The sequence below is a fragment of the Streptomyces sp. NBC_01549 genome, from assembly GCF_026339955.1.
Taxonomy (GTDB): domain Bacteria; phylum Actinomycetota; class Actinomycetes; order Streptomycetales; family Streptomycetaceae; genus Streptomyces.
In genome coordinates this window covers 5,446,424-5,467,593 of sequence record NZ_JAPEPW010000001.1, presented here as the reverse complement: position 1 = coordinate 5,467,593, position 21,170 = coordinate 5,446,424, and the positions used below count along the sequence as shown (strand labels likewise).

Sequence of the window (21,170 nt, the reverse complement as noted above, 5' to 3'; positions counted from 1 at the left end):
GCCCATGAATCTACGGGCCCCAAAGACCGGCTGTAGGGTGCATTTCCATGGCGGAATCATGGGTCAATTCTGCGGAGCGGATCGGCGCCGACCTGCATCTGGAGCTGTCCGGGCCGGGCGGGCGGCGGGCCGCGCTGATCCGGGCGCTGCGCGACGCCGTACGCGGCGGCAGGCTCGCCCCGGGCACCCGGTTGCCGCCCTATCGTTCGCTCGCGGCCGACCTGGGCGTGGCACGCAACACGGTCGCCGACGCGTACGCCGAACTCGTGGCCGAGGGCTGGCTGACCGCCCGGCAGGGCTCGGGCACCCGGGTCGCCGCGCGCTCCGAACCGCCGGGTGCCCCCGAGCGCGTACCGAAGAAGGCCCCGCCACGCGCGCGCGGGCCGCGGCACGATCTGCGGCAGGGCACACCGGACGCGTCGTCGTTCCCGCGGACCGCCTGGCTCGCCTCGTACCGGCGGGCGCTCCAGCAGGCGCCCAACGAGGCCTTCGGGCCGGGGGATCCCGCGGGCCGTGTCGAGCTGCGCGAGGCCCTCGCCGAGTACCTGGCACGCGCGCGTGGCGTGCGCACCGAGCCGGGGCGGATCGTGATCTGCTCAGGCTTCGCGCACGCCCTGCGGCTGCTCTTTCCGGGCGTTCTGCGCGGGCCGCTGGCCGTGGAGTCCTACGGTCTCGGTTTCCACCGTGAGCTGCTGGCCGCCGCGTCCGTACGGACCGTGCCGCTGCCGCTGGACGAGGGCGGCGCCCAGGTGGGCGAGTTGGGCCGGGAGCGGGCGGTCCTGCTCACGCCGGCGCACCAGTTCCCCACCGGTGGCCCGCTGCACGCGCGGCGGCGGGCCGCCGTCGTCGACTGGGCACGCGCGCGTGGGGGCGTGATCCTGGAGGACGACTACGACGGCGAGTTCCGCTACGACCGCAAGCCCGTCGGCGCCTTGCAGGGACTGGACCCGGAGCGGGTCGTTCACATCGGTTCGGTCAGCAAGAGTCTGTCGCCCGCGCTGCGGCTCGGCTGGATAGTCCTTCCGCGGCGTTACGTCGACGCCGTGCTCTCCGTCAAGGGTGAACGGGAGGCGTGGGCCGGCGTCCTGGAGCAGCTGACGCTCGCGGACTTCCTCGCCTCCGGGTCGTACGACCGTCATGTGCGCCGGATGCGGCAGCGGTACCGCGGCCGGCGTGACCGGCTGGTCGCGGCGCTCGCCGAGCGGGCGCCGCATGTCGAGGTGACCGGGATCGCGGCCGGGCTGCACGCGGTGCTGCGGCTGCCGCCCGGGGCCGAGCGGTCGGCCGTCAAGGCCGCGATCTGGCAGGGTGTGGCGCTCGACGGGCTCGCCGAGTTCCGGCATCCGGAGGCGACGATGTCCGCGCCGGACGGGCTGGTGGTGGGCTACGCGACGCCCTCGGAGCATGCGTACGGGGCGGCGTTGGAGGCGTTGTGCGGGGCGCTGCCGCCAGGCCCGTGAACGGCGGGAGGCCCCGAATCCCCGCGTCGGCGGGGTGTCGGGGCCGGTGTTCGCGCACTGTGTGCGGGAGTCGTGCTGTGGTGGTCCTAGGGTCTTCTGTCGCGGAGAGTCATCAATTCAGCACCATTTTTAGGGAGTTCAGGGAGTTCAGGGAGTTCGGACCATTCAGGTAGCACAGGTGATTCAGGCAGTTCAGGCAGTTCAGGCAGTTCAGGCAGTTCAACGGCATTCAAGAGTCACGGCGGTTCAGGTAGGTCAGGAGAGGAGGAAGTCCGCCACCCCCTCCTTGGCGCCCTGGATGAACGCGGTCATCTCGCCGGGTGTGTAGATCAGCGCGGGCCCGTCCGGGTCGGCCGACTGGCGGACGGCGATGCGCCCGTCCGCGAGTTTCATCGCCTCCAGGCAGTTGCCGCCGTTGCCTCCGCTCCACGGCTTGTGCCAGCCCTCGCTGCCCAGTTCGCGGGCGGGCATCCCGTTGTAGATCCGCTCATTGCGTATCCGCTGCTTGATGTTGTCCATTCACAGCTCCTTGCGGAAATCCCGGAGGATCTCCTTCGTGCGATGTGCCGTAGCGGCCTGAGCCGCCATGCGGTCCATGACCTCGAGGTGCGTCGCCACCTCGGTACGCTCGTCCAGATAGACGGCGCCGGTCAGGTACTCGCTGTAGACCATGTCCGGGAGTTCCGGCATGGCAAAGCGAAACAGCACGAAAGGCCCGTACGTGCCGGAGTGCGGCCCCGTGGAGAACGGGACGACCTGGAGCGTCACGTTGGAGAGTTTCGTGGCCTCGATCAGCTTGTCGATCTGGGCGCGCATCACCTCGGGACCGCCGACGGGGCGGCGCAGGGCCGTCTCGTCCATCACGGCCCAGATCCTGGGTGCGCCCTCACGAGTGAGCAGATTCTGGCGTTGCATGCGCAGCGCCACATGGCGCTCGATTTCCTCGGGTCTGGTCTGGCCGATGGCGCCCGACTTCAGGACACCACGGGCGTACTCCTCGGTCTGCAGGATTCCGGGCACGAAGTGGGGTTCGTACGAACGGATGAGGGTGGCCGCGCCCTCCAGGCTGACGTACATCGAGAACCAGCCCGGCAGGATGTCGTGGAAGCGCTGCCACCAGCCGGGCCGGTTGGCCTCCTCGGCCAGTTGGACGAAGGCCTCGGCCTCCTCGTCCGACACTCCGTACGACTTCAGCAGGAGCTGGAGGTACGGGATTTTGAGGGCGACCTCCGCCATCTCCATCCGGCGGACCGTGGCGGGCGCGACACGCAGGACGCGTGCCGCCTCCTCACGCTTGAGACCCGCGCGTTCACGCAAGTCGAGTAGGCGCCGGCCGAGGACGACCTGGCCGACCGTCGGCGCGGATCGCGGTTCGCTCACGTCCCACCTCCACTGAGTCCCGAACAGACGCCGCTCTGAACGGTTCTGAACAGGTACTGCGTCCTGACAGACCGGACGGCGCCGTTCGGGGCCCTCTTCGTCTCCTTCGACGATCCCAACTGGCGCCGCTCGGCGTGCTGTTGCCAGCAGTGTGCCACGGCCCTTCTCGGAGTCACATGGCACTCTGCAATTTTCAGAGTGACACTTGCCAAGTGTTCACGGCGGGGAGATAGTGGCAAGCGTGATTCCGTCCGCGCCCTTAGGAACAGACGCCGCCGAGGACCGCTCCGGTCTGCGTGCCGCCGCAGGGGTGCGCCCTGGCGCCGCCGCCGTGCGCCGGTTCCGCTTCGAGCTGGCCGCACACCCGGGTTCCGTGGCTCAGGCCCGGCACCTGACGCGCGCCCGGCTCTCCGGCTGGGCCCTCTCCGACGACACCTGCGACACGGCGGTCCTCGTCGTCTCCGAGCTGGTCACCAACGCCATCGTGCACAGCGCGAGCGCGCGTGTGGTGTGCGAGCTGCACGACGGTGACGACCTGGTGCGGATAGCCGTACGCGACGAGGGATGCGCTCCCGGTGAGCCGCACCCCTCGCCGCAGCGCCCCGACGAGGAGCACGGCAGGGGGCTGCTGCTCGTCGCGGCCGTGTGCCGGTCCTGGGGTGCCCAGGACACCGCGCCGGGGCTGCTGGTGTGGGCGGATCTCCCGCGCTCCCCGGCGGACTGTGCCGCTGGGGCCTCAGAGGCCCGTTCCGACCTCGGATGGGGCGCGAGGAAGCCGACGACCGACGGCCGGGGCACGGCGACGGAAGCATCCTGGGGGACGGAACGATCCCGGGAGACGGAACGATCCTGGGGAGCGGAACGACCCTGGGGTACGCGGACCATGGGGATCCCTCCGAGCAGGCGAAGCAGGGACCGGGGGAGGCTGTGAGGGGTACGTCGGCGACACGACCCGGGGCTCAGGCCCTGAGCCTGGACACGCTGGTCCGCCTGAAGCGTGAGCGGACGGCGTCCGGGGCGCCACGACGTCTCCCCGTGCCCGAGGGCATGACCATACCGCTGGGCTGCGACGCGGTCGCGGTGCCCGCCGACTTCGGACCCCTGCTGATGACGCGGCTCCCCCGGGTGGGCTGTGTGTACGCCGACGGGGCGCACTGGTGGTGGCTCGTGCCCTCCGAGTCCGACGTCGTCCTGGACTGGCCCGCGCCCGCCCACTACGCCACCGGGGCGGTCGTACCGGACACCCCGCACGCCCCCGGACTCATCCACAAGCCGGCCGGCACCCTGCCGTACACCCCGCCGATCCCCCTCTATCTGGCCCTGTGCCGGGTCACCGGTACGACACCCGTCTGGTCACGTCCGATCAGCGCGTGACCCTCCGGTCGGCGGACAGCACGTGACCCTCCGGTCGACGATCGGCGCGTGATCCTCCGGCCCGGGGGGGGGCTGGCGAGCGTATCCGAAGTGCGCCGGTAGCCACCCGTCCTCCGCCGTCATCACGAGTGGAGCGCCGCGTTCCTGGGGAAGGCACCGTTCATCCGTTCCCGGGGAGGCCGTTGGTGGGGAAAGCCACAGGGAATGCCCGTAAGAAGAAACGCCACAACGACGAACCGGCGCCGTCCGCCTCCGAACACCTGCTCTTCGGCGGCCCCTTGCGTTACGACATGGGCTGGTCGCAGCACTCCGAAGCGTTCCTGGAGTTGAACTTCCGCGCGATGGTGACACGGCTGCCGTCCCTGCTCGCGTCCAGTTTCCGGCTCGCCTGGACCGCGGACCGCCGCGCCGCCCGGATCGTGATGTCCGCCGAACTGGCCAGGGGCGCCGCGCAGGCGGTGAGCCTGCTGGCCGTCAACAGCGTGCTGGGCCGGCTGATGACGAGCGGTCCCGTCGCGGACCGGATGCGCGGCGCGGTCCCGGCGCTGATCACGGTCGCCGCCGTCATGCTGCTCGGCGCGCTGCTGAGGGCGGCCTCGACGTACGCCACCGGGCGCCTGGAGCCCAAGGTGGAGCGCGTCGCCACCGAGCTGTATCTGGAGCGCGCGGCGGCCGTCGAACTGTCCGCGATCGAGGACGACGCCTTCCACAAACTGCTGGACACCGCGCAGTACGGTGCCTCCTCGGCCCGCCGCATGATCGCGATCGCCACCCGCGTGGTGAACGCGATGATCTCGCTGATCGCGGCCGCGGGCGTGCTGACCGTGCTGCACCCCGCCCTGCTGCCGCTGCTCGTGACGATGACCCTGCCGAGCGCCTGGAGCTCCCTGACCATCGCCCGGCGCCGCTACGAGTCCTTCCACACCTGGGTGCAGCACGCCCGCGCCGGGCACCTGATCAGCAACCTGCTCACCGAGCCCGCGGCGGCACCGGAGATCCGCGTGCACGGCGTCGGCCCGTTCCTGCTGCGCCACTTCCGCTCGATGTCGGAGACCGCCGAGGCCGAACAGGCCCGGCTGGCCCGGCTCTCCGCCCGCACCGGCCTGATCGCGGCGGCCTGGACCGGCATCGCCACCGTGGCGACGTACGCGACGCTCGGCGTGCTGCTGCTCACCGGTGCGATGGCGCTCTCCGTCGCCGGTACGGCCGTGATCGCGATCCGCACCGGCTCCGCGAGCCTGGACACACTCGTCCTGGAGGTCAACTCCCTCCATGAGGAGGCCCTGTTCGTGGGCGATCTGCAGCGCCTGTACGTGGAGGCGGCCGAGCGCGCGATCCCGGTGGGCGGCGAGCCGCTCCCTGACGATCCGAGCGAGATCCGCTTCGAGAACGTCACGTTCACCTATCCGGGCGCCTCGACCCGGCCGGCGCTCGCGGACGTCACCCTGCGCCTGCCGCTCGGCAAGATCGTGGCGCTCGTCGGTGAGAACGGCTCGGGCAAGACGACCCTGGTGAAGCTGCTCGCGGGCCTGTACGCGCCCGAGCGGGGCCGGATCCTGTGGGACGGCGTCGACGCGGCGGCCGCGGATCGGCAGCAACTCGCCGAACGCATCGCGATGGTGGCGCAGGACTTCAAACGCTGGCCGTTCACGGCCCGCGTCAATGTCGCGGTCGGCCGCGCCTCGGCGCCGCTGACGGACGAGCGCGTCAACTCGTCGGTGGCGGAGGCCGGTGCCGAGGACGTGGTCGCCGACCTGCCCCGCGGCCTGGACACGCTGCTGGCCCGCGGGTTCAGCGGCGGGCACGAGCTGTCGGGCGGGCAGTGGCAGCGGCTGGGCATCGCGCGGGCCGCGTACCGCCGTGGTCGCATCCTGATCGTGGACGAGCCGACCGCGGCGCTCGACGCCCGGGCCGAGCTGGAGGTCTTCGACAAGATCAGGGCCCTGGCGGGCAGCGGCCAGACGGTCGTCCTCATCACCCACCGGCTGGCCTCGGTCCGCCACGCCGATCTGGTGCACGTCCTTGATCAGGGCCGCCTGGTGGAGTCCGGCAGTCCGGACGAACTGCTGGCCAAGGGCGGCGTCTACGCGGAGCTGTACTCCTTGCAGGCCGAGCAGTTCACGACGAAGGTGTCCACGAAGGCGCCTACAAAGGCGCCTACGAGTGTGCCCACAAAAGCGTCCACGAAAGTGCCCGCTCCGAAGGCATCCGCTCCGAAGGCGGGCTGACCTCGGCGGGCCTCACTCGACGAGCTCCCCGGCACGCACGATCACCAGGAACGCGTCCGAGGCGAGGTCCATGACGACCTCGGCGGCCTGTCCCTGAAGGCGGCACGCCTGCGCGAACTCCTCGGCGGGCCACGAACCGCGCGGCCCACCGGCGGGAAAGCGCTCCAGCACCATTCGCCCGTTCACCCTGCACCTCCATGTAGCGCCGTACTCATGACGCGTACTCATAGAGTTAAACGCCAAAGGCGGGGTGAAGGGCTCGGTCAGTGACGGTACTGAGACATAGTCAACACTCGGTCACCACTCTGGTGTGGGGGAACTCTCGGCCGGTGCGCGTTTCATTCCGTGAGTTTTCGTGAGTTTTCCTTTCCCGCATTTTCTTGTCAGTCCTCGTACTCGTCGTGGTACCGGATCCGCTCGCTGCCCGCCGGCGCCCCGAGCGCCGAGGCGCGCCCTCGCGGCTCCTCCCACGCCTCCTGCCGGCCGAGTGCCGTGAGATCCAGCAGGGTGGTCGTCGAGCCGAGCCCGTCGAGGCCGCGCTCGTACGTCGAGTAGGTGTGGAAGACCCGGTCGCGGTCCCGCAGGAAGCAGCTCACGCCCGGCCGCTCGTAGGGCTCGTCGTCGACCTCGACGGACACCCGGAAGTCGTGGTTGAAGTCGCTGTCGTACGACGAGTACCAGGGCACCGTCCAGCCCATCCGGGCCTTGAAGGGCAGGATCTTCGTGTACGGCGCCCGGGACACGGCGGCGAACTCCGTATCCCGGGCCCGTAGATGGGCGAGGTGGCCGATCTGGTCGAGGAAGGCCGAGCAGCTGCGGCAGCCCGCCTCCCACTCCGGCGCGAACATGAAGTGGTGGACGACGAGTTGGTGGCGCCCCTCGAAGAGGTCGAGCAGCGTCGCCTTGCCGTCGCCACCCTCGAACACGTACTCCTTGTCGATCTCGACCATCGGCAGCCCGCGCCGCTCCGCGTTGAGCGCGTCCCGCGCGCGGGTCGCCGTCTTCTCCTTGATCAGCAGTTTCGCGCGCGCGGCGCGCCACTCCTCGCTCGAGACGATCTGCGGAAGCGTCATGTGCCCCTCCTACGGAACGGTGTCTTCGCAGTGGTGACCGGGCGTGGGAGGGGAACTCATCGGTGCCGGCGGAGAATTTCCGGATTCAGTACGTCACCGGGAGCGCGAGCAGGCCGCGGGCGCGCAGGGAGGGCCGCCACCGCAGCTCGGCCGGGTCGGCGTCGAGCGCGAGGTCCGGAAGGCGTTCCAGGAGCGCGGACAGGGCGATCTCCGTCTCCAAGCGGGCCAGCGGCGCGCCCACGCAGTAGTGGATTCCGCGGCCGAGGGCGAGATGGCCGGAGGCGTCCCGGTCGAGGTCGAGGCGCTCGGGGTCGAGGAAGCGGGCCGGGTCCCGGTTGGCCGCGGCCAGGGACAGCAGGACGGTCTCGCCCGCGGGCACGGTGACCGCGCCGATCGTCACGTCCTCGACGGGGAAGCGCCGGATGGCGAGCAGCGCGGGTCCTTCGTGGCGTGCGAACTCCTCGACCGCGTGGGGGAATCGCTCCGGGTGCGCGCGCAGGGCGGTCAGCTGGTCGGGGTGGGTGAGCAGCCCCAGGATGGCGTTGCCGATGAGCTGCACGGTGTTCTCGTAGCCCGCGAAGAGGATGAGGAAGGCGAGTGACATCAGCTCGTCCTCGGTGAGCCGGTCGCCCTCGTCGCGCACCGCGATCAGGTCGGAGAGCAGGTCGTCCGCCGGTGTCTTCCGTTTTTCCGCGAGGAGTTGGGTGAGGAACCCGAGCATGGCCACGACCGCCTCCTTGGCGGCCCCGGGACGCGTCGGGTCCGGCGCGACGAGCACGTCGGTCCAGGCCCGGAAGTCGCGGCGGTGCTCCACCGGAATGCCGAGCAGGTCGCAGATGACGGTGATCGGCAGGGGCGCGGCGTACGCGGCGATCAGGTCGGCGTTGCCGTGCGGTCCGAGGGCGTCGAGGAGTCGGTCGGCGGTTTCCCGTACGGGAGTGCGCAGTTGTTCGACGCGGCGCGGTGTGAAGGCGCGGACCACCAGGCGTCGGATGCGGGTATGGTCGGGCGCCTCCATGTTGAGGAGGTTGGCGTCGAGGGCGGGCGGCAGCGATAACCCCTGGTAACTCCCGGGCAGCGCGTGCCTCTTGTCCACCGAGAGCAGTGGGTTGGCGAGCGCCTCGCGGACGTCGTCGTACCGTGTGACGAGCCAGGCGGGGTTGCCGTCGGTACCGGCGACGCGATGTACGGGCGCGGTGTCGCGCAGGCGGTCGTAGACGGCGTACGGGTGGTCGATGAGGCCTTCTGCGGGGTCCATGCCCTCCACCCTAGGCAGAGTGGATCAGGTGTCGTACTCCTGAATCCGTCTGTCGTGGTCCCGGTCGACGAGCGCGGGCAGTCACTCCCCCAGCTTCCTGACCGTGGCGGGCAGATCGAGCGTCAGCAGCGCGCGGTCGCGCATCAGGACGCGTCCGTCGACGATCGTCGTCGTCACGTCCGCGGAGCGGGCGCTGTGGACGAGGGTGGCGGCCAGATCGTGCACGGGCTGGTCGGGCTCCCGGTGCTCAGCCCGCGAGCGGGACCGTGGGCTCCTGCCCCTCCTTCGCCACCAGCCCCGCCCGTTCACGTGCCTCGGCCAGTTCGTCGAGGAGTTCGGCGATGCGTTCGGTGTGCTGGGGGGTGAGCCGTCCGTTGTCGTCGAGCTGTACGGCGCACGCGGTCGTGGTGTCGACGAGGCGTTCGAGGGTGGCCGCGACCTCGTCCGTGCCCTCGGCGTGCCGGGCCAGTGCGGGGAGTTCGGCGGCGGCCAGGTCGATCGCGGCGCGGGCCTCGGCGAGCGCGCGGTAGGCCTCGCGGCGCAGGGCCCAGCGGCCGGCCCGGTCGTCGGTCGTGCCGTCGTCCAGTACGTGGGCGAGGTACGTGTGCGCGGCCTCGGTGGCGCGGGTGAGGCGGGCCCGTACCCCTCCCCCGCGCTGCCCGAGTGCCGGCAGGTGTCCGACGAGCAGCACGATCGCGCAGGCCAGCAGCGTCTCCCCGATCCGGCTCCAGGAGGCCCCCGGCTCGCCGCCCACCATCACGAGGGAGAGTACGAGGACGGTGACGACAGCGGTCTGCGCCGCGAAGTGCCGGGTGGCGACGGGGATCAGGGCGCCGCACAGCGCGACCAGGGCGACCAGTCCGGCGGGGCGCGGCAGCAGCGCCGCGAACCCGGCGAAGAGGACGGCGCCGAGCACGGTCCCCGCCGCCCGGCAGATCACGCGCGAGACGAGCGGCCCGAGGTCCGGCTTGACCAGGAAGACGGCGGTCGCGGGGAGCCAGTACCAGTGGGAGTGGTTGCCGTACCAGCGGGCGTGGTGCAGGGCCTGCGCCACGGCCACGGCGGCGCCGAAGCAGAGGGCGACGCGCAGCCCGTACTCGCGCCCTCCGGAGCCGAGGGCCGTGCGGGCGAGGGGCGCGGCGGTACGCCGCCGCGTGTGCAGTGCGTTGTCGTCGCCACCTCCGTCGAAGGCGTCGGCAGCGTGCAGGAGTGCGTCGTCGAGGGCTCGCAGGGCTGGTGCCGAGCGGGCGGGCGCGGGCAGCGGCCCGGTGTGCGTGCTGGTCCATACGGCGACGGCGAGCCGCCGCGGCCCTTCGGCGGCCCTCGCGGGCACCGCCTCGCCCGCCCAGGCGAGCGCGGTGGCGGCTTCGGCGAGCGGGAGCGCGGCGGCGTACTGCGCGTGCAGTCGCCGCTCGGCCGCGGAGCTGGCGTAGCGCCGCAGCCGGGGCCCGCCGAGCGCGTCCTGGGCGTGGTCGAGCGCGGCGGTGAGGGCGACCCGGCGAGCGGGCGCGTCCGACCCCCCGACCGCTTCGAGCAGCGCGGCGACGGCGTCGTACACACCCCCGACGGCGTCCCGCTCCCCGTCGAAGCGGTAGTCCCCGGCGGTGGCCCCGGGGGTGGGCAGCGCGAGCCGCAGCACGAGCAGCCAGCCGGCCCCGCCGACGAAGAAGAGCGCACGCTGCCAGCCGGGCTCGGGCAGCGGCATCCCGGCCCCGATGGAGGCGGCGACGAGCAGTTGCGTACCCGCTCCGCTCGCGACGGGCCCGACGGCGCTGACGGCTCCGGCGAGCAGCCCGAGCACGGTGAGAAGGAGGGTGAGCGTCACCGCGCCGACCTGCTGTCCCGCGTACGACCCCACGAGCAGCCCACCGGCTCCCGCGAGCGCCGGCACCCCGAGCCGCCTGACCGCGGCCCTGCGACTGCCCGGCCGGTCGTTGACCCCGGCGAGCATGGCCCCCAGAGCGGCGACGACACCGACGGACGTGCGCCCGCTCAGTACGGCCACGAGCAGCAGCGGCCCGGCGGCCAGGGCGCCCCGCACGACCGCGCTCCAGGGCACGGGGCCGCGCTGTGCGCGCAGGGCATGGGCGAGCCAGGGCGGTACGGCGGCGCTGAGGCGGGACACGGGGCTCCTGTCGGGCGAGGGCGGGGCGCCTTCGGGCGACGTCGGCCGGGCGGTGTACTGCCTACGGTAGATCGCGTTGCTGGAGGAAATGGAACGTATGTATTTCCGGAAGGTGACGCATCACGGGGATGCCGCGTTCTTTATGAACGCAACTGCCGGCCGGGGATGAACTGTCGGCCGGGAATGAAAGGGAGCGGGTCCGAGGGCGTAGCCGGCCCCCGGACCCTTGTGATGCCACCCATGTCACACGCCGGCACGCTTGAGAACCCAGGTCAGTCGTTATGTCGCCGCGTCCTGCCTTTGGACCACCACGCATCGAGCTGCGCGGACTGGACTTGAACCAGCATTTCGGCGTCCCGGGGCCTGGGCCCGGTCGATCCGGCGATCGGCGGCGAATGCTGAGTCTGGAGCAAGAGTCTGAGATTGATCACGGTCTGCCTCTGCCGAATTGGGCTACCGCGGCGCGTGGGCACTCGGTGGAGTGCCGTGTGGTGCCGCGGGGAGGACTCGAACCTCCACTGGAACCGTGCATTCACGACAAGCTTCAGGTTCAGCTTGCGCTCCTCGCGCACCCCGGCCGTGGTGCGTTGTGGCCGGGGAGTTCTTGAGGCTACCCGAACAGGTAGCCGAACACGGAGTCTCCGACTCGCTGGTCGACGACGTCCACGCCGTTCGCCTCTTCCCGGGCGAACTTGACGGCCTGCTGCAGCTTCTCGACCCGGTCGAGCAGCTCGTTCACACGCCGCGCGGGCAGGGCGCCGGAGAACTTCACGGTCGTCCAGTACCCGACGGGAATGTCCTCGTAGTACACCTCGACCTGGGCGGGATGCTTCTCGGTGGCCTCGGCCTTGACGTGGTTGCGCGGCACTTTCTTCGTCCGCAGCGTCCGCACGGGCTCGGTCTTCCACGCGTCCGTCGACGGGTCCTGCACCCACGACTCTGAGGCGTCGAGGACGGGCAGCTTCCGCACGAAGGTGTTGAGATCGGTGAGCTGCTTCTCGAGAAAGAGCAGATACGACACGGGCACGTCAGCGACGAGGACCCGTCCGTCCACCTTCACATCCGCCCGGGCCGTGCAGTTCGCCCAGTCCTTGGTGGCGGTCACGTCGAACAGCCGGGTGAGCGTCCCCGCGGTCTCCCGCAGCACGTCCTCGGCCTGCACCTGCACCCGCGTCGACTCGGGGGGCAACTGCTCGCCCTCCTCGTCCTTCGGCTGATAGGTCCGCGAGATGCCGGCCAGCAATGCGGGCTTCTGCAGCCCGTGATGAGCGGCCGTCAGGTCCTGATGGGACTTGGACTTGATGCCCTTCTCCACTGCGATGATCTGATTGAGTTTCGCCACGTCGGTGACGGTAGCAGTGACAACAGGCGCTTTTCGAAGGGTTATTCGGCGCCGGATTCCCGGGCCCGGGCGACCGCGGCGTCCAGGACCTCCGCCGCCCGCCCGAGCATGTGCACCAGCCCTTCCGGCTCGTTCACCCCGCCGCGCACGACCTCGTCGATCCCTCTCAACCCGGCCCGCTCCAGCAGCCGCTTCTCGTTCGTCACCCACTCCCCGCGCGCCGCGAGCACCGCGTGACCGGTCTGCAGGGCGGCGGTCGCCAGTGCTCCCACGACCTCGGTGAGGCGACCGGCGAGTGCGTGGTTGGCCTTGGCGTAGGCGAGAGTGGCGTGGGCGGTGCCGTGCCAGTGGGCGGTGGCGGAGGCGCGGAGTTTCGCCGGATAGGCGGCGGGGCGGGGCAGTTCACCGCGCAGGACACGGTTGACGGCGAGCTCGGCGACGACGAGGTAGCTCGGGATGCCGACGAGATGGAAGAGGAGCGGCTCCACATGGAACCGTCCCTGCTCCGCCCTCGCCAACTCCCTTTCCAGCACGTCGAGATCGCGATAGTGGACGTCGACACGACGCTCTTCGACGGTCAGCCAGGCCCCGCCGTTGAACACACCGCCGCCCCAGCCGCCGATCTCCGAGACCTCACCCTGCCAGCCGACGGCCCGCAGGTCGTCAGGGTCGAAGGCGCCCCGGTAGTAGATCGCCACGTCCCAGTCACTGCCGGGACCGTGCGTGCCTTGCGCGCGGGAGCCACCGAGGGCGACGGCCCGGACGGCGGGGAGGGCGGCCAGGCGGTCGGCGACCTGGTCGAGGAACTTCTCGTCGTCGATGTGCGGCGGTCGGGTCGGTGTGGGCATGGGGTGAGGATGCAGTGGAGTGGCGGGGCTGTCGAGCCGATATCCCGCGGTGGGGGGTCCACCTACCGGTCGACCGTGCGGCACCTCTTCGGCGAAACAGAGGCTCACCGAACCTGAAGTTGCCTAGCGCAAGGCGTACTTGTCCGTCGCCGCCACCAACGCGTCCACCACACCACTCGCCCCCATGGTGTGCCCCACGTCGTCCACGACGACCAACTCGCTGTCGGACCAGCCGTGGTGGAGCCGCCACACCGTGCCCAGCAGGTTGCCGAAGTCGAGACTGCCCTGGACGAGGGTGCCGGGGATCCCCTTCAGCAGGGGCGCGTCGCGGATCACGACGCCCTCGTCGTTGTCCTCCCCCAGGAAGTGGTCGTTGCCGAAGTAGTGGGTGACGGTCCGCGCGAAGCCCATGCGGAACTCCGGGTTCTCATAGCGCTCCACCGACCTCGGCGGCGCCGGAACGATCGCCGTCTCCCAGTCGGTCCAGGCCCGCGCCGCCCGCGCCCGTACCTCGGGGTCGGGCGATTCGAGCAGCCGGTTGCAGGCGGCCGCGAGGTTCCCGTCCCGCTCCCCGTCGGGCAGTTCGGCGAGGAACCGCTCGAAGGCCTCGGGGAAGAACTGCCCAAGCCCCCTGGTCAGCAGGGCCACTTCGGCGTTCGAGCCGGTGGCCACCGCGGTCAGCACCAGTTCGGAGACGACGTCCGGATGCGTCTGCGCGTACCGCAGCCCCAGCACCGACCCCCACGACACGCCCCACACCAGCCACCGCCGGATGCCCAGGTGCTCTCGCAGCAGCTCCAGGTCGCCGATCACATGCGCCGTCGTGTTGACGGCCATGTCCGTCCCGTACACGGCGGCGTGCGGCGTGGAGCGTCCGCAGCCGCGCTGGTCGAGCAGCACGATCCGTACTTGGCGGGGTCGCAGTAGCGCCGGAACCAAGGACCGCAGCCGGACCCCGGGCCGCCGTGCAGCATGACGGCGGGCTTGCCGTCGGGGTTCCCGCAGACCTCCCAGTACACGCGGTTGCCGTCGCCGACGTCGAGCATGCCGTGGTCGTACGGTTCGATCTCCGGATACAGGCCCATCGGGCGAGGTTAACCGTCGTACGGTCGTGTCGTCAGCCCCGCCGCCCCGGCCGCCGTACGCAGCACGTCCCGCAGCATGGCGGGCGTCAGCCGTCCGGTGAACGTGTTCCGCTGGCTGACGTGGAAGCACCCGAAGAGCTCGAGGGAGCCCGACACCGGACCGTCCTGCGACTCCAGAGAGGCCCTCGCCCCGTGTGCGAACACCGGCCTGGGCCGGGGCACCGTCCACCCCGCCGCGGCGAAGGCCGGCAGTGCGGCCTGCCAGCCGAAGGCTCCCAGCACGATCACCGCCCGCAGCGTGGGCCGCATCAGCTCCAACTCCCGTACGAGCCACGGTCGGCAGGTGTCCCGCTCGCCGGGTGTCGGCTTGTTGGCGGGCGGGGCGCAGCGCACGGGCGAGGTGAGGCGTACGCCGTACAGCTCCAGTCCGTCGTCCGCGCTCACCGAGGTCCCGCGTGAGGCGAGCCCCACGTCGTGCAGCGCCGCGTAGAGCACGTCTCCGGAGCGGTCCCCGGTGAACATCCGCCCGGTGCGGTTCGCGCCGTGCGCGGCGGGTGCGAGCCCGACGATGAGCAGCGAGGCGTCGGCGGGTCCGTAGCCGGGGACCGGGCGGCCCCAGTACGTCTGGTCGGCGAAGGCCGCGCGCTTGGTGTGGGCGACCTCCTCGCGCCAGGCGACCAGTCGCGGACAGGCCCGGCACCCGGCGATCCGTGCGTCCAGATCATTCAGTGCGCCCACCGCACCCAGGTCGTCACGATCACCGGATGCACCCGGGTCGTCCAGGCCGCCGTCGATACTGGGATCGCTCCTGCCGGCCGAGCTGTTGTCCATGCCCCCACCGTACGAGCCTCGGCGCTCACCAGGGCGGTCGCGTCCGGCGTGGGCTGTTCGGCGGGGCGCGGCCCGGCGTCGAAAGCGTGCCGCATACCGATGTAGAGCGTGCCGCACACCGAGGGTGCGGGCGGTGACTCCCACCCCGATGCCGACGCTCTCTGTCGCAGCTTCAACCGGTTCGCAGTACAGCCACCGGGACATGTCGGGCCGGGACTCTTCTAGAGTCGAGGCATGGCTTCTGAGGGTGCGGACGTCGAGCGCGACGACGACAAGATCGACGAGGAGAGGGCGGTGGCGACCGCCGAGGCCGCCCGTCCGGCGGGCGGCGAGAGCGTACGGGTCGACAGCTGGATCTGGTCCGTACGTCTGGTCAAGACCCGCTCGATGGGCGCGACCGCCTGCCGGGGCGGACACGTCCGGGTGAACGGGGAGCGTGTCAAGCCCGCGTACGCTGTGCGGGTCGGTGACGAGGTGCGCCTGCGCCAGGGGATCCGGGAGCGGGTCGTCGTCGTGAAGCGGGTGATCCGCAAGCGGGTCGGCGCGCCCGCCGCCGTCGAATGCTACGTCGACAACAGCCCGCCGCCCCCGCCGCGCGAGGCGGTCGCCCCGGCCGGCGTCCGCGACCGTGGAGCGGGCCGCCCGACCAAGCGCGACCGCCGCGAGATGGAACGCCTGCGGGGCCTCGGCGGCCCCGAGACCCCCTGAACCCGGGTCCCCCGAGCCCGAGGGCGTCGCGTACGGCGTCGAGGGCTCCCCGTGTCACTCGGGGAGCCCTCGACGCCGCAGGGCCGTCATGCGCGGTCATCGGTCATGCCTGTCGCCGCAACCGCCGGACCAGAGCGGTACGCGTTGCTGTCGCAGGGGTGGACCGGGGGCGCGTCCGGGACTCATCGCCGTGGACCGGAAACGGGCTACAGCGCGAACCAGCCGTGCCCGACGTACCAGTGCCCGCCCCCGCGCAGATGGTCCCCCACCGCACGCTCCACCGCGCTCCGCCGCGGCAGTGCCCGCGTGGGCAGCTCCGGATCGCCGAAGACGAAGCCGACCGGCACCCCGTCGTCCGGGGTCGTCTCCTGGTACGCGATCCGGAAGCGTTCCTGGAAGCGGACGATGTTCGAGTCCGCCGGGAGATACCGCCCGAGCTGTGGATCGAGCAGCCAGGAGTGGCAGACGGCGATTTCGTAGCGCTCGTCGGGATAGTGCCGGGCGAAGAACTCCCGGGCCAGCGCGAGCGACCGTTCGCAGGCGGCGGGCGACAGCGGCCCGCGGAAGTCGGGTATGTGCAGGCTCAGACAGGGGTCGCCGGGGCCCGCGTCGAGGCCCGCCGCCGCGACGGCCCGCCCCGTGCGCCGGCCGAGCCGCGACCGCTGGAACTGCAGCCGGCCCAGCTGGAACAGCTCTCCGTGGAAGTGCAGGGCGATCCACCAGGGGAACAGCAGCCCCGGCGTCCCGAGCCGTCTGTGGTGCACGGACACATGCCGTCCGAGGTCGGCCAGGGTGCGTCGGGACACCTCGTCGGGGATGCCGCGCCCGCGGTGGTAGGCCCGGACGTACGGAAGCGCCGCGACGAAGACGTACAGGTGGAAGCAGCGCCCGAGCGGCCCCGCCGACTCGGGGAAGGCGGGCGGCTCCCAGCCCTTCCCGATCTCCCCCATGTCCCGTACGAAGCGGCCGACGCACCGGGCGAGAAGCGTCATCGCCTCCGGGTCGGCCACCAGCCGGTCGCGCAGCGCGACGAGTTCGTTGATGTGCTCGTGGGCCACGGTCAGGTCGAGCAGGACGTCCGGCAGCTCGTCCGCGTCCGGGAGCACCGCCTCCAGCCGGGGAGCGCCCTCGCTCTCCAGGTCCCTCAGCCACTCGGCGAGCCTCGCGTCCGCCCGCAGCGCCTCCAGCAGCACCCGCGCCTCCCGTCGGTCCGGCCGCTGCCCGCTCGCGGCCCCTTGGTCAACGTGCACGACGAAGAGTACGTTTCCCGTAGGAGCGATGGTCACGGATCGGCGTCACGGAGTAGTGATCCGTATGCGTACAGGCAGTGAACCGACGACGGCGCGCAGCGCGCTGCGCATGCGCTTCTGGCTGAGTGTCTGGGGCCTGGTCTGGACGATCTTCGGTACGGCCGCGTTCGCGCTGGTCGGACGCCCCGGCTGGGCGGCCGCGTGCGGGGTGCTGTGGCTGGTCGTCACCTTCGACATGGCCATGATCCTGCGCCACATCCATCAGGGGCCGCACTACCAGCCGGGCCGCGACGTCCCGCCGTACCGGCCTCCGGAGCACCGTCACCCGTAGCGGACCGGCGACGGCCACGACGAGCCACGCGTCACGAGTCGAAGCGCGCCGCTTCCAGGTACTCAGGGTTGGGGTCGAGCGCGGCGGCCAGCCGGAAGTGCCGCTTGGCCTGGTCGGGGCGGAGCTGGCGCTGATAGGTGCGGGCGAGCGCGAAGTGCGCGAACGCGTTGTCCGGCTCGCGCTCCAGGACGATCGTGAACTCCAGCTCGGCGGGCCGCAGTTGCGCGGCGGCAAAGAAGGCACGCGCGCGCAGCAGCCGGGCGGCGGTGTTCTCCGGATGCGCGGCGATCACTGAGTCGAGGAGCTTCACCGCACCCCGCGGGTCCCGCGCGGCGAGCAGTTGCTCGGCGGCGCGGAAGTCGATGACATGCGTCTCCGGAGTACGTCCGGTCGATCCGCTGGTCTCGGGCACGGCAGAGTCCTTCCCTCACTGAAAGGGTTCAACGCGCCCGCCGAGGGCGGCTATTCCTTTCGAGCGTGCGCCCGGCGGACAAGATCCGCCCAAACCTCCCGTACCCGCCCCTCGAGCTCTTCCAGAGGTACGTCGTTGTCGATGACGACGTCCGCGATGCGCAGTCGCTTCTCGCGGGTGGCCTGGGCGGCCATGCGGGCGCGGGCGTCCGCCTCCGCCATGCCGCGCAGCCTCACGAGACGGTCGAGCTGGGTCTCGGGGCTGACGTCGACGACGACCACGAGGTCGTACAGCGGTCCGAGGGCGTTCTCGGCGAGCAGCGGGACGTCGTGGATCACGACGTCGTCCTCGGCCGCGGCGCTCTCGAGCTCGCGGGAGCGGGCACCCACCAGGGGGTGCACGATCGAGTTCAGGACGGCGAGCTTCTCGGGGTCGGCGAAGACGACCGAGCCCAGTTTGGGGCGGTCCAGGCCCCCGTCGGCTGTGAGCACGTCCGGTCCGAAGGCCTCCACGACGGCCTCGAGCCCGGGAGTGCCGGGGGCGACGACCTCCCGCGCGATCAGATCCGCGTCGATCAGCACCGCGCCGTGCCGCACGAGCAGCCGTGACACCTCGCTCTTGCCGGCGCCGATACCGCCGGTCAGGCCAACCCTCAGCATGACCGAGAGCTTAGGGCCTGCCGATGACAAGCCCCCCACGGCCCCCGAAAGGGCCACGCCTCACCCTCGCCTCATGCGTCGCTCGCCCTAGGCGTCGCCCTCGCGCTCGGCCAGGAATCGCTCGAACTCCAGCCCGATCTCGTCCGCCGACGGGATGTCCACCGGTTCCGCGAGCATGTTGCCCCGCGTCTCGGCGCCCGCGGCGGCGTCGTACTGGTGCTCGAGGCCCTGGACCAGGGCCACGAGCTCCTCGTCGCCCTCCTGGATCTGCCGGTCGATCTCCGTCTGGGTGCGGTGCGCCTCGGTGCGCAGGGAGTGCGCGATGCCGGGGAGCACCAGGCCGGTGGCGCCCGTGATGGACTCCAGGACGGTCAGCGCGGCGTCCGGGTACGGAGAGCGGGCGATGTAGTGCGGGACGTGCGCGGCGACGCCCAGGACGTCATGCCCCGCCTCCATGAGACGGTACTCGACGAGAGCCTCGGCGCTGCCGGGGACCTGCGCCTCGTCGAAGGGGCTGCGGTGGCCCGGCACCAGGTCGGTGCGGTTGCCGTGCGGGGTGACGCCCACGGGGCGGGTGTGCGGGACACCCATGGGGATGCCGTGGAAGGTCACGGACAGCCGTACGCCGAGCCGCTCCACGATCTGCTGGACCGCGGCGGCGAAGCGCTCCCACTCGACGTCCGGCTCGGGTCCCGACAGCAGCAGGAAGGGCGCGCCCGTGGCGTCCTGGACGAGCCGCACGTCGAGCGTGGGCTCCTCGTAGTCGGTCCAGCGGTCGCGTTTGAATGTCAGCAGCGGGCGGCGCGCCCGGTAGTCCACGAGCCGGTCGTGGTCGAAACGGGCCACGACCTGGTGGGGCAGTGAGTCGAGCAGGCGGTCGACGATCTGGTCGCCCGTTTCGCCCGCGTCGATGTATCCGTCGAAGTGGTAGAGCATGACCAGACCGGCCGACTCCTGGGCGAGTGCCATGTCCACCACGGCCAGGCCCTTCGGCTCCCATGCGTACAAACCCTGCGGATCAAGCACTGTGACCGCTCCTCCTCGTGTTCGTACTCCACAACGTGGTGCGGAGCGCGGGCATTCCCCACCCGCGCTCGATCACCAGTGCTTTTTGCCGAAGTGCTTCTTACCGGTCTCCCGGCCCCTCAGCCACCGGCAGAAGCCTGTTCGCACACAAGGAGCATGCTCGTTCTACGCCGACAGCACGCGTGTGTGCAGCGCGCTGACCGCCTTGCGGGCTGAGGTGAACGCGCCGTGCTGCCAGGCGTCGGTGTAGCTGAGCCAGTCGCCCGCGAAGTAGACGCGCCCCGTGGGCTCGTTCAGCGGTTTGTAGCGGACGTCGTCGGGGCCGCCGGGGGTACTGTGCCAGGCGGCCTCCAGGTGCGGCGTCTGACGCCAGTGGTGCGAGAAGGAGGACGCGAGTTCCGTGCGGTACTTCTCGCCGTAGATCTTCACTCCGGCCGCCACGGCGCGCTTCTCGCGGTCCTTGGGGGTGAGCTCGGCGTACGAGTCGGCGTCGTCGCCATAGTTGTAGTAGCCGATCATCACGCCGCGCGTGCCGTGGAAGCCGTACGAGGGGTGCCAGATGTGCGTGACATCCTGGTCGGTCTCGGTGATACCGCCGTAGATGTGGTGATCGAGCTCCCACCAGCGGGAACGGTATTCGAGCCCGATCTTCGCCGCCGACGAGGGAGTGATCGCCTCCAGGGCGCTCTGCACTCCGGAGCCGAGGTTGTGCGGGATCCTGGCGAGGATGTTGGGGGGGAGGGCGCCGATGCAGTAGTCGGCGTCGATCACCTTCGTACGGCCCGACTGGGTGTAGGTGACCGAAACACCGCTCCCCTTGTCGGTGATTTTGGAGACCACGGCCCCTGTACGGATGCGGTGGGCGCCTATCGCCTTGGTGAGCGCGTGCGGTATCCGGTCCATGCCGCCCACCGGCTGGAACATCAGCATCGCCTGGTCGAAGCCGAACTCGAAGGAGAAGTAGCGGCCGACACCGGACGCGAGGACGTCGGAGGCCGAGGGGATGTCGCCGAGGAGCACTCCGGGGGTGCCCGCGGCGGCCGGGACGGTCGTGTACCCGCGGCGCTCGCCGCCCTCGTATGTCAGTTTGTCGCCCAGTTCCCCCCAGTCCTTGAGGAACTCGACGAGCTTCTCCTGGTCGGTGGTGGTCAATTCCTTGTCCAGGGCGCCCTTGTCGGTGGCCTTGGCCAGCAACTCGGAGACATAGCCGTACACATCGGCCTTCGCGGTGCGGTACCGCACGGGCTTCTTCATCCCGGTGGACTCGTTGAAGAGGTACGCGTCCGCGTTGACGTTGGTGAACACCTCGATGGGGACGCCGAGTTCGCGACAGTAGTCGAGGGTGATCATCCACTGGGGGATGCGGGCGGGGCCGCAGTTCATGTACTGGCCGTCGCTGAAGCGGGCCGTCTGTGTGGTGCCGTGGAGGTCGGTGGTGGTGTCGCCGCCGCGGACCGTGAAGTTGCGGCCACCGGTGCGGCCTCTGGCTTCCAGGACCGTACAGTCGTAGCCCGCTTTGCCGAGTTCGTACGCGGAGGCCAGGCCGGCGATGCCGCCGCCGACGATGACCACCTTGGCGGCGCCACGGCCGGTGAGGGTGAAGTCGCCCGGCCGCGGGGCGCGGAAGGGCTGTTCACGCTGGGCCGCCTCGGCCGTGGGCGCGAGGCCGAGGGCTCCCATGGTGGCGAGCATGGTGCCCGCGCCGCCCGTGAGACCCACGTTGCGCAGGAAGGAACGCCGACTCGTGCCAGGACCGCTCTGAGGTTGTGCCATGACGGGG

At 71.1% G+C, this 21,170-nt stretch carries 20 protein-coding genes and 2 pseudogenes; 6 read left to right on the top strand and 16 right to left on the bottom strand.

Annotation, left to right across the window (positions count from 1 at the left end):
- Positions 1-47: 47 nt before the first annotated feature.
- Positions 48-1,460, top strand: a complete 1,413-nt coding sequence (locus tag OG819_RS24300; protein ID WP_266651151.1) for a PLP-dependent aminotransferase family protein — start codon at positions 48-50, stop codon at positions 1,458-1,460.
- A gap of 255 nt (positions 1,461-1,715) precedes the next feature.
- On the opposite strand, the gene OG819_RS24295 is transcribed toward OG819_RS24300, so the two are convergent.
- Both OG819_RS24295 and OG819_RS24290 read right to left on the bottom strand, forming a co-directional pair.
- Positions 1,716-1,979: a DUF397 domain-containing protein gene (locus tag OG819_RS24295; RefSeq protein WP_266623926.1), complete on the bottom strand. Its 264-nt coding sequence runs from the start codon at positions 1,977-1,979 to the stop codon at positions 1,716-1,718.
- Positions 1,980-2,840 carry a helix-turn-helix transcriptional regulator gene (locus tag OG819_RS24290; protein WP_266623928.1) on the bottom strand — a complete coding sequence of 287 codons (861 nt, stop codon included), beginning with the start codon at positions 2,838-2,840 and terminating at the stop codon, positions 1,980-1,982.
- A 232-nt stretch (positions 2,841-3,072) separates the two neighbouring features.
- Between OG819_RS24290 and OG819_RS24285 the strand changes: the two genes are divergently transcribed.
- From OG819_RS24285 to OG819_RS24275, 3 genes are all read left to right on the top strand, one after another.
- Complete coding sequence (locus tag OG819_RS24285; RefSeq protein WP_266581861.1) at positions 3,073-3,771, top strand: ATP-binding protein; 699 nt, start codon at positions 3,073-3,075, stop codon at positions 3,769-3,771.
- Positions 3,768-4,214 carry a hypothetical protein gene (locus OG819_RS24280; RefSeq protein ID WP_266623930.1) on the top strand — a complete coding sequence of 149 codons (447 nt, stop codon included), beginning with the start codon at positions 3,768-3,770 and terminating at the stop codon, positions 4,212-4,214. Before OG819_RS24285 ends, OG819_RS24280 begins: the two co-directional genes overlap by 4 nt.
- Positions 4,215-4,504: 290 nt before the next feature.
- Positions 4,505-6,442 (top strand): ABC transporter ATP-binding protein, encoded by a 1,938-nt coding sequence (locus tag OG819_RS24275; protein WP_266634240.1) that lies wholly within the window; start codon positions 4,505-4,507, stop codon positions 6,440-6,442.
- Positions 6,443-6,454: 12 nt separating this feature from the next.
- Here OG819_RS24275 and OG819_RS24270 read toward each other — a convergent pair whose 3' ends face one another.
- From OG819_RS24270 to OG819_RS24230, 9 genes and pseudogenes are all read right to left on the bottom strand, one after another.
- The gene (locus OG819_RS24270) at positions 6,455-6,628 is read right to left on the bottom strand and encodes a hypothetical protein (RefSeq protein ID WP_095855250.1); all 174 of its coding nucleotides are present in this window, start codon (positions 6,626-6,628) and stop codon (positions 6,455-6,457) included.
- 197 nt (positions 6,629-6,825) lie between these two features.
- Positions 6,826-7,515 carry a DUF899 domain-containing protein gene (locus tag OG819_RS24265; RefSeq protein ID WP_266623932.1) on the bottom strand — a complete coding sequence of 230 codons (690 nt, stop codon included), beginning with the start codon at positions 7,513-7,515 and terminating at the stop codon, positions 6,826-6,828.
- An 85-nt stretch (positions 7,516-7,600) separates the two neighbouring features.
- Positions 7,601-8,773 carry a cytochrome P450 gene (locus OG819_RS24260; protein WP_266623934.1) on the bottom strand — a complete coding sequence of 391 codons (1,173 nt, stop codon included), beginning with the start codon at positions 8,771-8,773 and terminating at the stop codon, positions 7,601-7,603.
- 81 nt (positions 8,774-8,854) lie between these two features.
- Positions 8,855-9,004 (bottom strand): annotated as a pseudogene (locus OG819_RS24255) (amidohydrolase); the annotation flags it as partial.
- Positions 9,005-9,020: 16 nt separating this feature from the next.
- Entirely contained in the window at positions 9,021-10,898 is a 1,878-nt protein-coding gene (locus OG819_RS24250) for an FUSC family protein (RefSeq protein WP_266651150.1), read from the bottom strand.
- Positions 10,899-11,508: 610 nt separating this feature from the next.
- The gene (locus OG819_RS24245) at positions 11,509-12,240 is read right to left on the bottom strand and encodes a hypothetical protein (RefSeq protein WP_054235966.1); all 732 of its coding nucleotides are present in this window, start codon (positions 12,238-12,240) and stop codon (positions 11,509-11,511) included.
- Between the two features lie 41 nt (positions 12,241-12,281).
- Positions 12,282-13,088 (bottom strand): nucleotidyltransferase domain-containing protein, encoded by an 807-nt coding sequence (locus tag OG819_RS24240; protein ID WP_266651149.1) that lies wholly within the window; start codon positions 13,086-13,088, stop codon positions 12,282-12,284.
- Positions 13,089-13,211: 123 nt separating this feature from the next.
- A pseudogene (gene pip / locus OG819_RS24235) lies at positions 13,212-14,173 on the bottom strand (prolyl aminopeptidase).
- A gap of 9 nt (positions 14,174-14,182) precedes the next feature.
- On the bottom strand, positions 14,183-15,004 hold the full coding sequence (locus OG819_RS24230) for a uracil-DNA glycosylase (RefSeq protein ID WP_266651148.1): 822 nt from the start codon (positions 15,002-15,004) through the stop codon (positions 14,183-14,185).
- Between the two features lie 234 nt (positions 15,005-15,238).
- On the opposite strand from OG819_RS24230, the gene OG819_RS24225 reads away from it, so the two are divergent.
- A complete protein-coding gene (locus tag OG819_RS24225; RefSeq protein ID WP_266415122.1) occupies positions 15,239-15,712 on the top strand; it encodes an RNA-binding S4 domain-containing protein in 474 nt (157 codons plus the stop codon).
- 206 nt (positions 15,713-15,918) lie between these two features.
- Here OG819_RS24225 and OG819_RS24220 read toward each other — a convergent pair whose 3' ends face one another.
- Positions 15,919-16,818 (bottom strand): acyltransferase domain-containing protein, encoded by a 900-nt coding sequence (locus OG819_RS24220; RefSeq protein ID WP_266634242.1) that lies wholly within the window; start codon positions 16,816-16,818, stop codon positions 15,919-15,921.
- Positions 16,819-17,026: 208 nt separating this feature from the next.
- Here OG819_RS24220 and OG819_RS24215 point away from each other — a divergent pair, with 208 nt between their 5' ends.
- The gene (locus tag OG819_RS24215; RefSeq protein WP_266651147.1) at positions 17,027-17,293 is read left to right on the top strand and encodes a DUF6343 family protein; all 267 of its coding nucleotides are present in this window, start codon (positions 17,027-17,029) and stop codon (positions 17,291-17,293) included.
- 31 nt (positions 17,294-17,324) lie between these two features.
- On the opposite strand, the gene OG819_RS24210 is transcribed toward OG819_RS24215, so the two are convergent.
- From OG819_RS24210 to OG819_RS24195, 4 genes are all read right to left on the bottom strand, one after another.
- Positions 17,325-17,705 carry a tetratricopeptide repeat protein gene (locus OG819_RS24210; protein WP_266415119.1) on the bottom strand — a complete coding sequence of 127 codons (381 nt, stop codon included), beginning with the start codon at positions 17,703-17,705 and terminating at the stop codon, positions 17,325-17,327.
- A 50-nt stretch (positions 17,706-17,755) separates the two neighbouring features.
- Complete coding sequence (gene coaE / locus OG819_RS24205) at positions 17,756-18,364, bottom strand: dephospho-CoA kinase (RefSeq protein ID WP_266623951.1); 609 nt, start codon at positions 18,362-18,364, stop codon at positions 17,756-17,758.
- A gap of 87 nt (positions 18,365-18,451) precedes the next feature.
- Positions 18,452-19,390 carry a PAC2 family protein gene (locus tag OG819_RS24200; RefSeq protein WP_266415115.1) on the bottom strand — a complete coding sequence of 313 codons (939 nt, stop codon included), beginning with the start codon at positions 19,388-19,390 and terminating at the stop codon, positions 18,452-18,454.
- Between the two features lie 165 nt (positions 19,391-19,555).
- Positions 19,556-21,082: a flavin monoamine oxidase family protein gene (locus OG819_RS24195; RefSeq protein WP_266634244.1), complete on the bottom strand. Its 1,527-nt coding sequence runs from the start codon at positions 21,080-21,082 to the stop codon at positions 19,556-19,558.
- Positions 21,083-21,170 lie beyond the last annotated feature (88 nt).

What these genes read in the sequence shown, in the direction of transcription:
- OG819_RS24195 (WP_266634244.1), bottom strand. Translation starts at nt 21,082, where the DNA reads ATGCTCGCCACCATGGGAGCCCTCGGCCTCGCGCCCACGGCCGAGGCG.
- coaE (WP_266623951.1), bottom strand. Translation starts at nt 18,364, where the DNA reads ATGCTGAGGGTTGGCCTGACCGGCGGTATCGGCGCCGGCAAGAGCGAG.
- OG819_RS24265 (WP_266623932.1), bottom strand. Translation starts at nt 7,515, where the DNA reads ATGACGCTTCCGCAGATCGTCTCGAGCGAGGAGTGGCGCGCCGCGCGC.
- OG819_RS24225 (WP_266415122.1), top strand. Translation starts at nt 15,239, where the DNA reads ATGGCTTCTGAGGGTGCGGACGTCGAGCGCGACGACGACAAGATCGAC.
- OG819_RS24240 (WP_266651149.1), bottom strand. Translation starts at nt 13,088, where the DNA reads ATGCCCACACCGACCCGACCGCCGCACATCGACGACGAGAAGTTCCTC.
- OG819_RS24260 (WP_266623934.1), bottom strand. Translation starts at nt 8,773, where the DNA reads ATGGACCCCGCAGAAGGCCTCATCGACCACCCGTACGCCGTCTACGAC.
- OG819_RS24215 (WP_266651147.1), top strand. Translation starts at nt 17,027, where the DNA reads ATGCGTACAGGCAGTGAACCGACGACGGCGCGCAGCGCGCTGCGCATG.
- OG819_RS24230 (WP_266651148.1), bottom strand. Translation starts at nt 15,004, where the DNA reads ATGGACAACAGCTCGGCCGGCAGGAGCGATCCCAGTATCGACGGCGGC.
- OG819_RS24295 (WP_266623926.1), bottom strand. Translation starts at nt 1,979, where the DNA reads ATGGACAACATCAAGCAGCGGATACGCAATGAGCGGATCTACAACGGG.
- OG819_RS24275 (WP_266634240.1), top strand. Translation starts at nt 4,505, where the DNA reads ATGGGCTGGTCGCAGCACTCCGAAGCGTTCCTGGAGTTGAACTTCCGC.
- OG819_RS24300 (WP_266651151.1), top strand. Translation starts at nt 48, where the DNA reads ATGGCGGAATCATGGGTCAATTCTGCGGAGCGGATCGGCGCCGACCTG.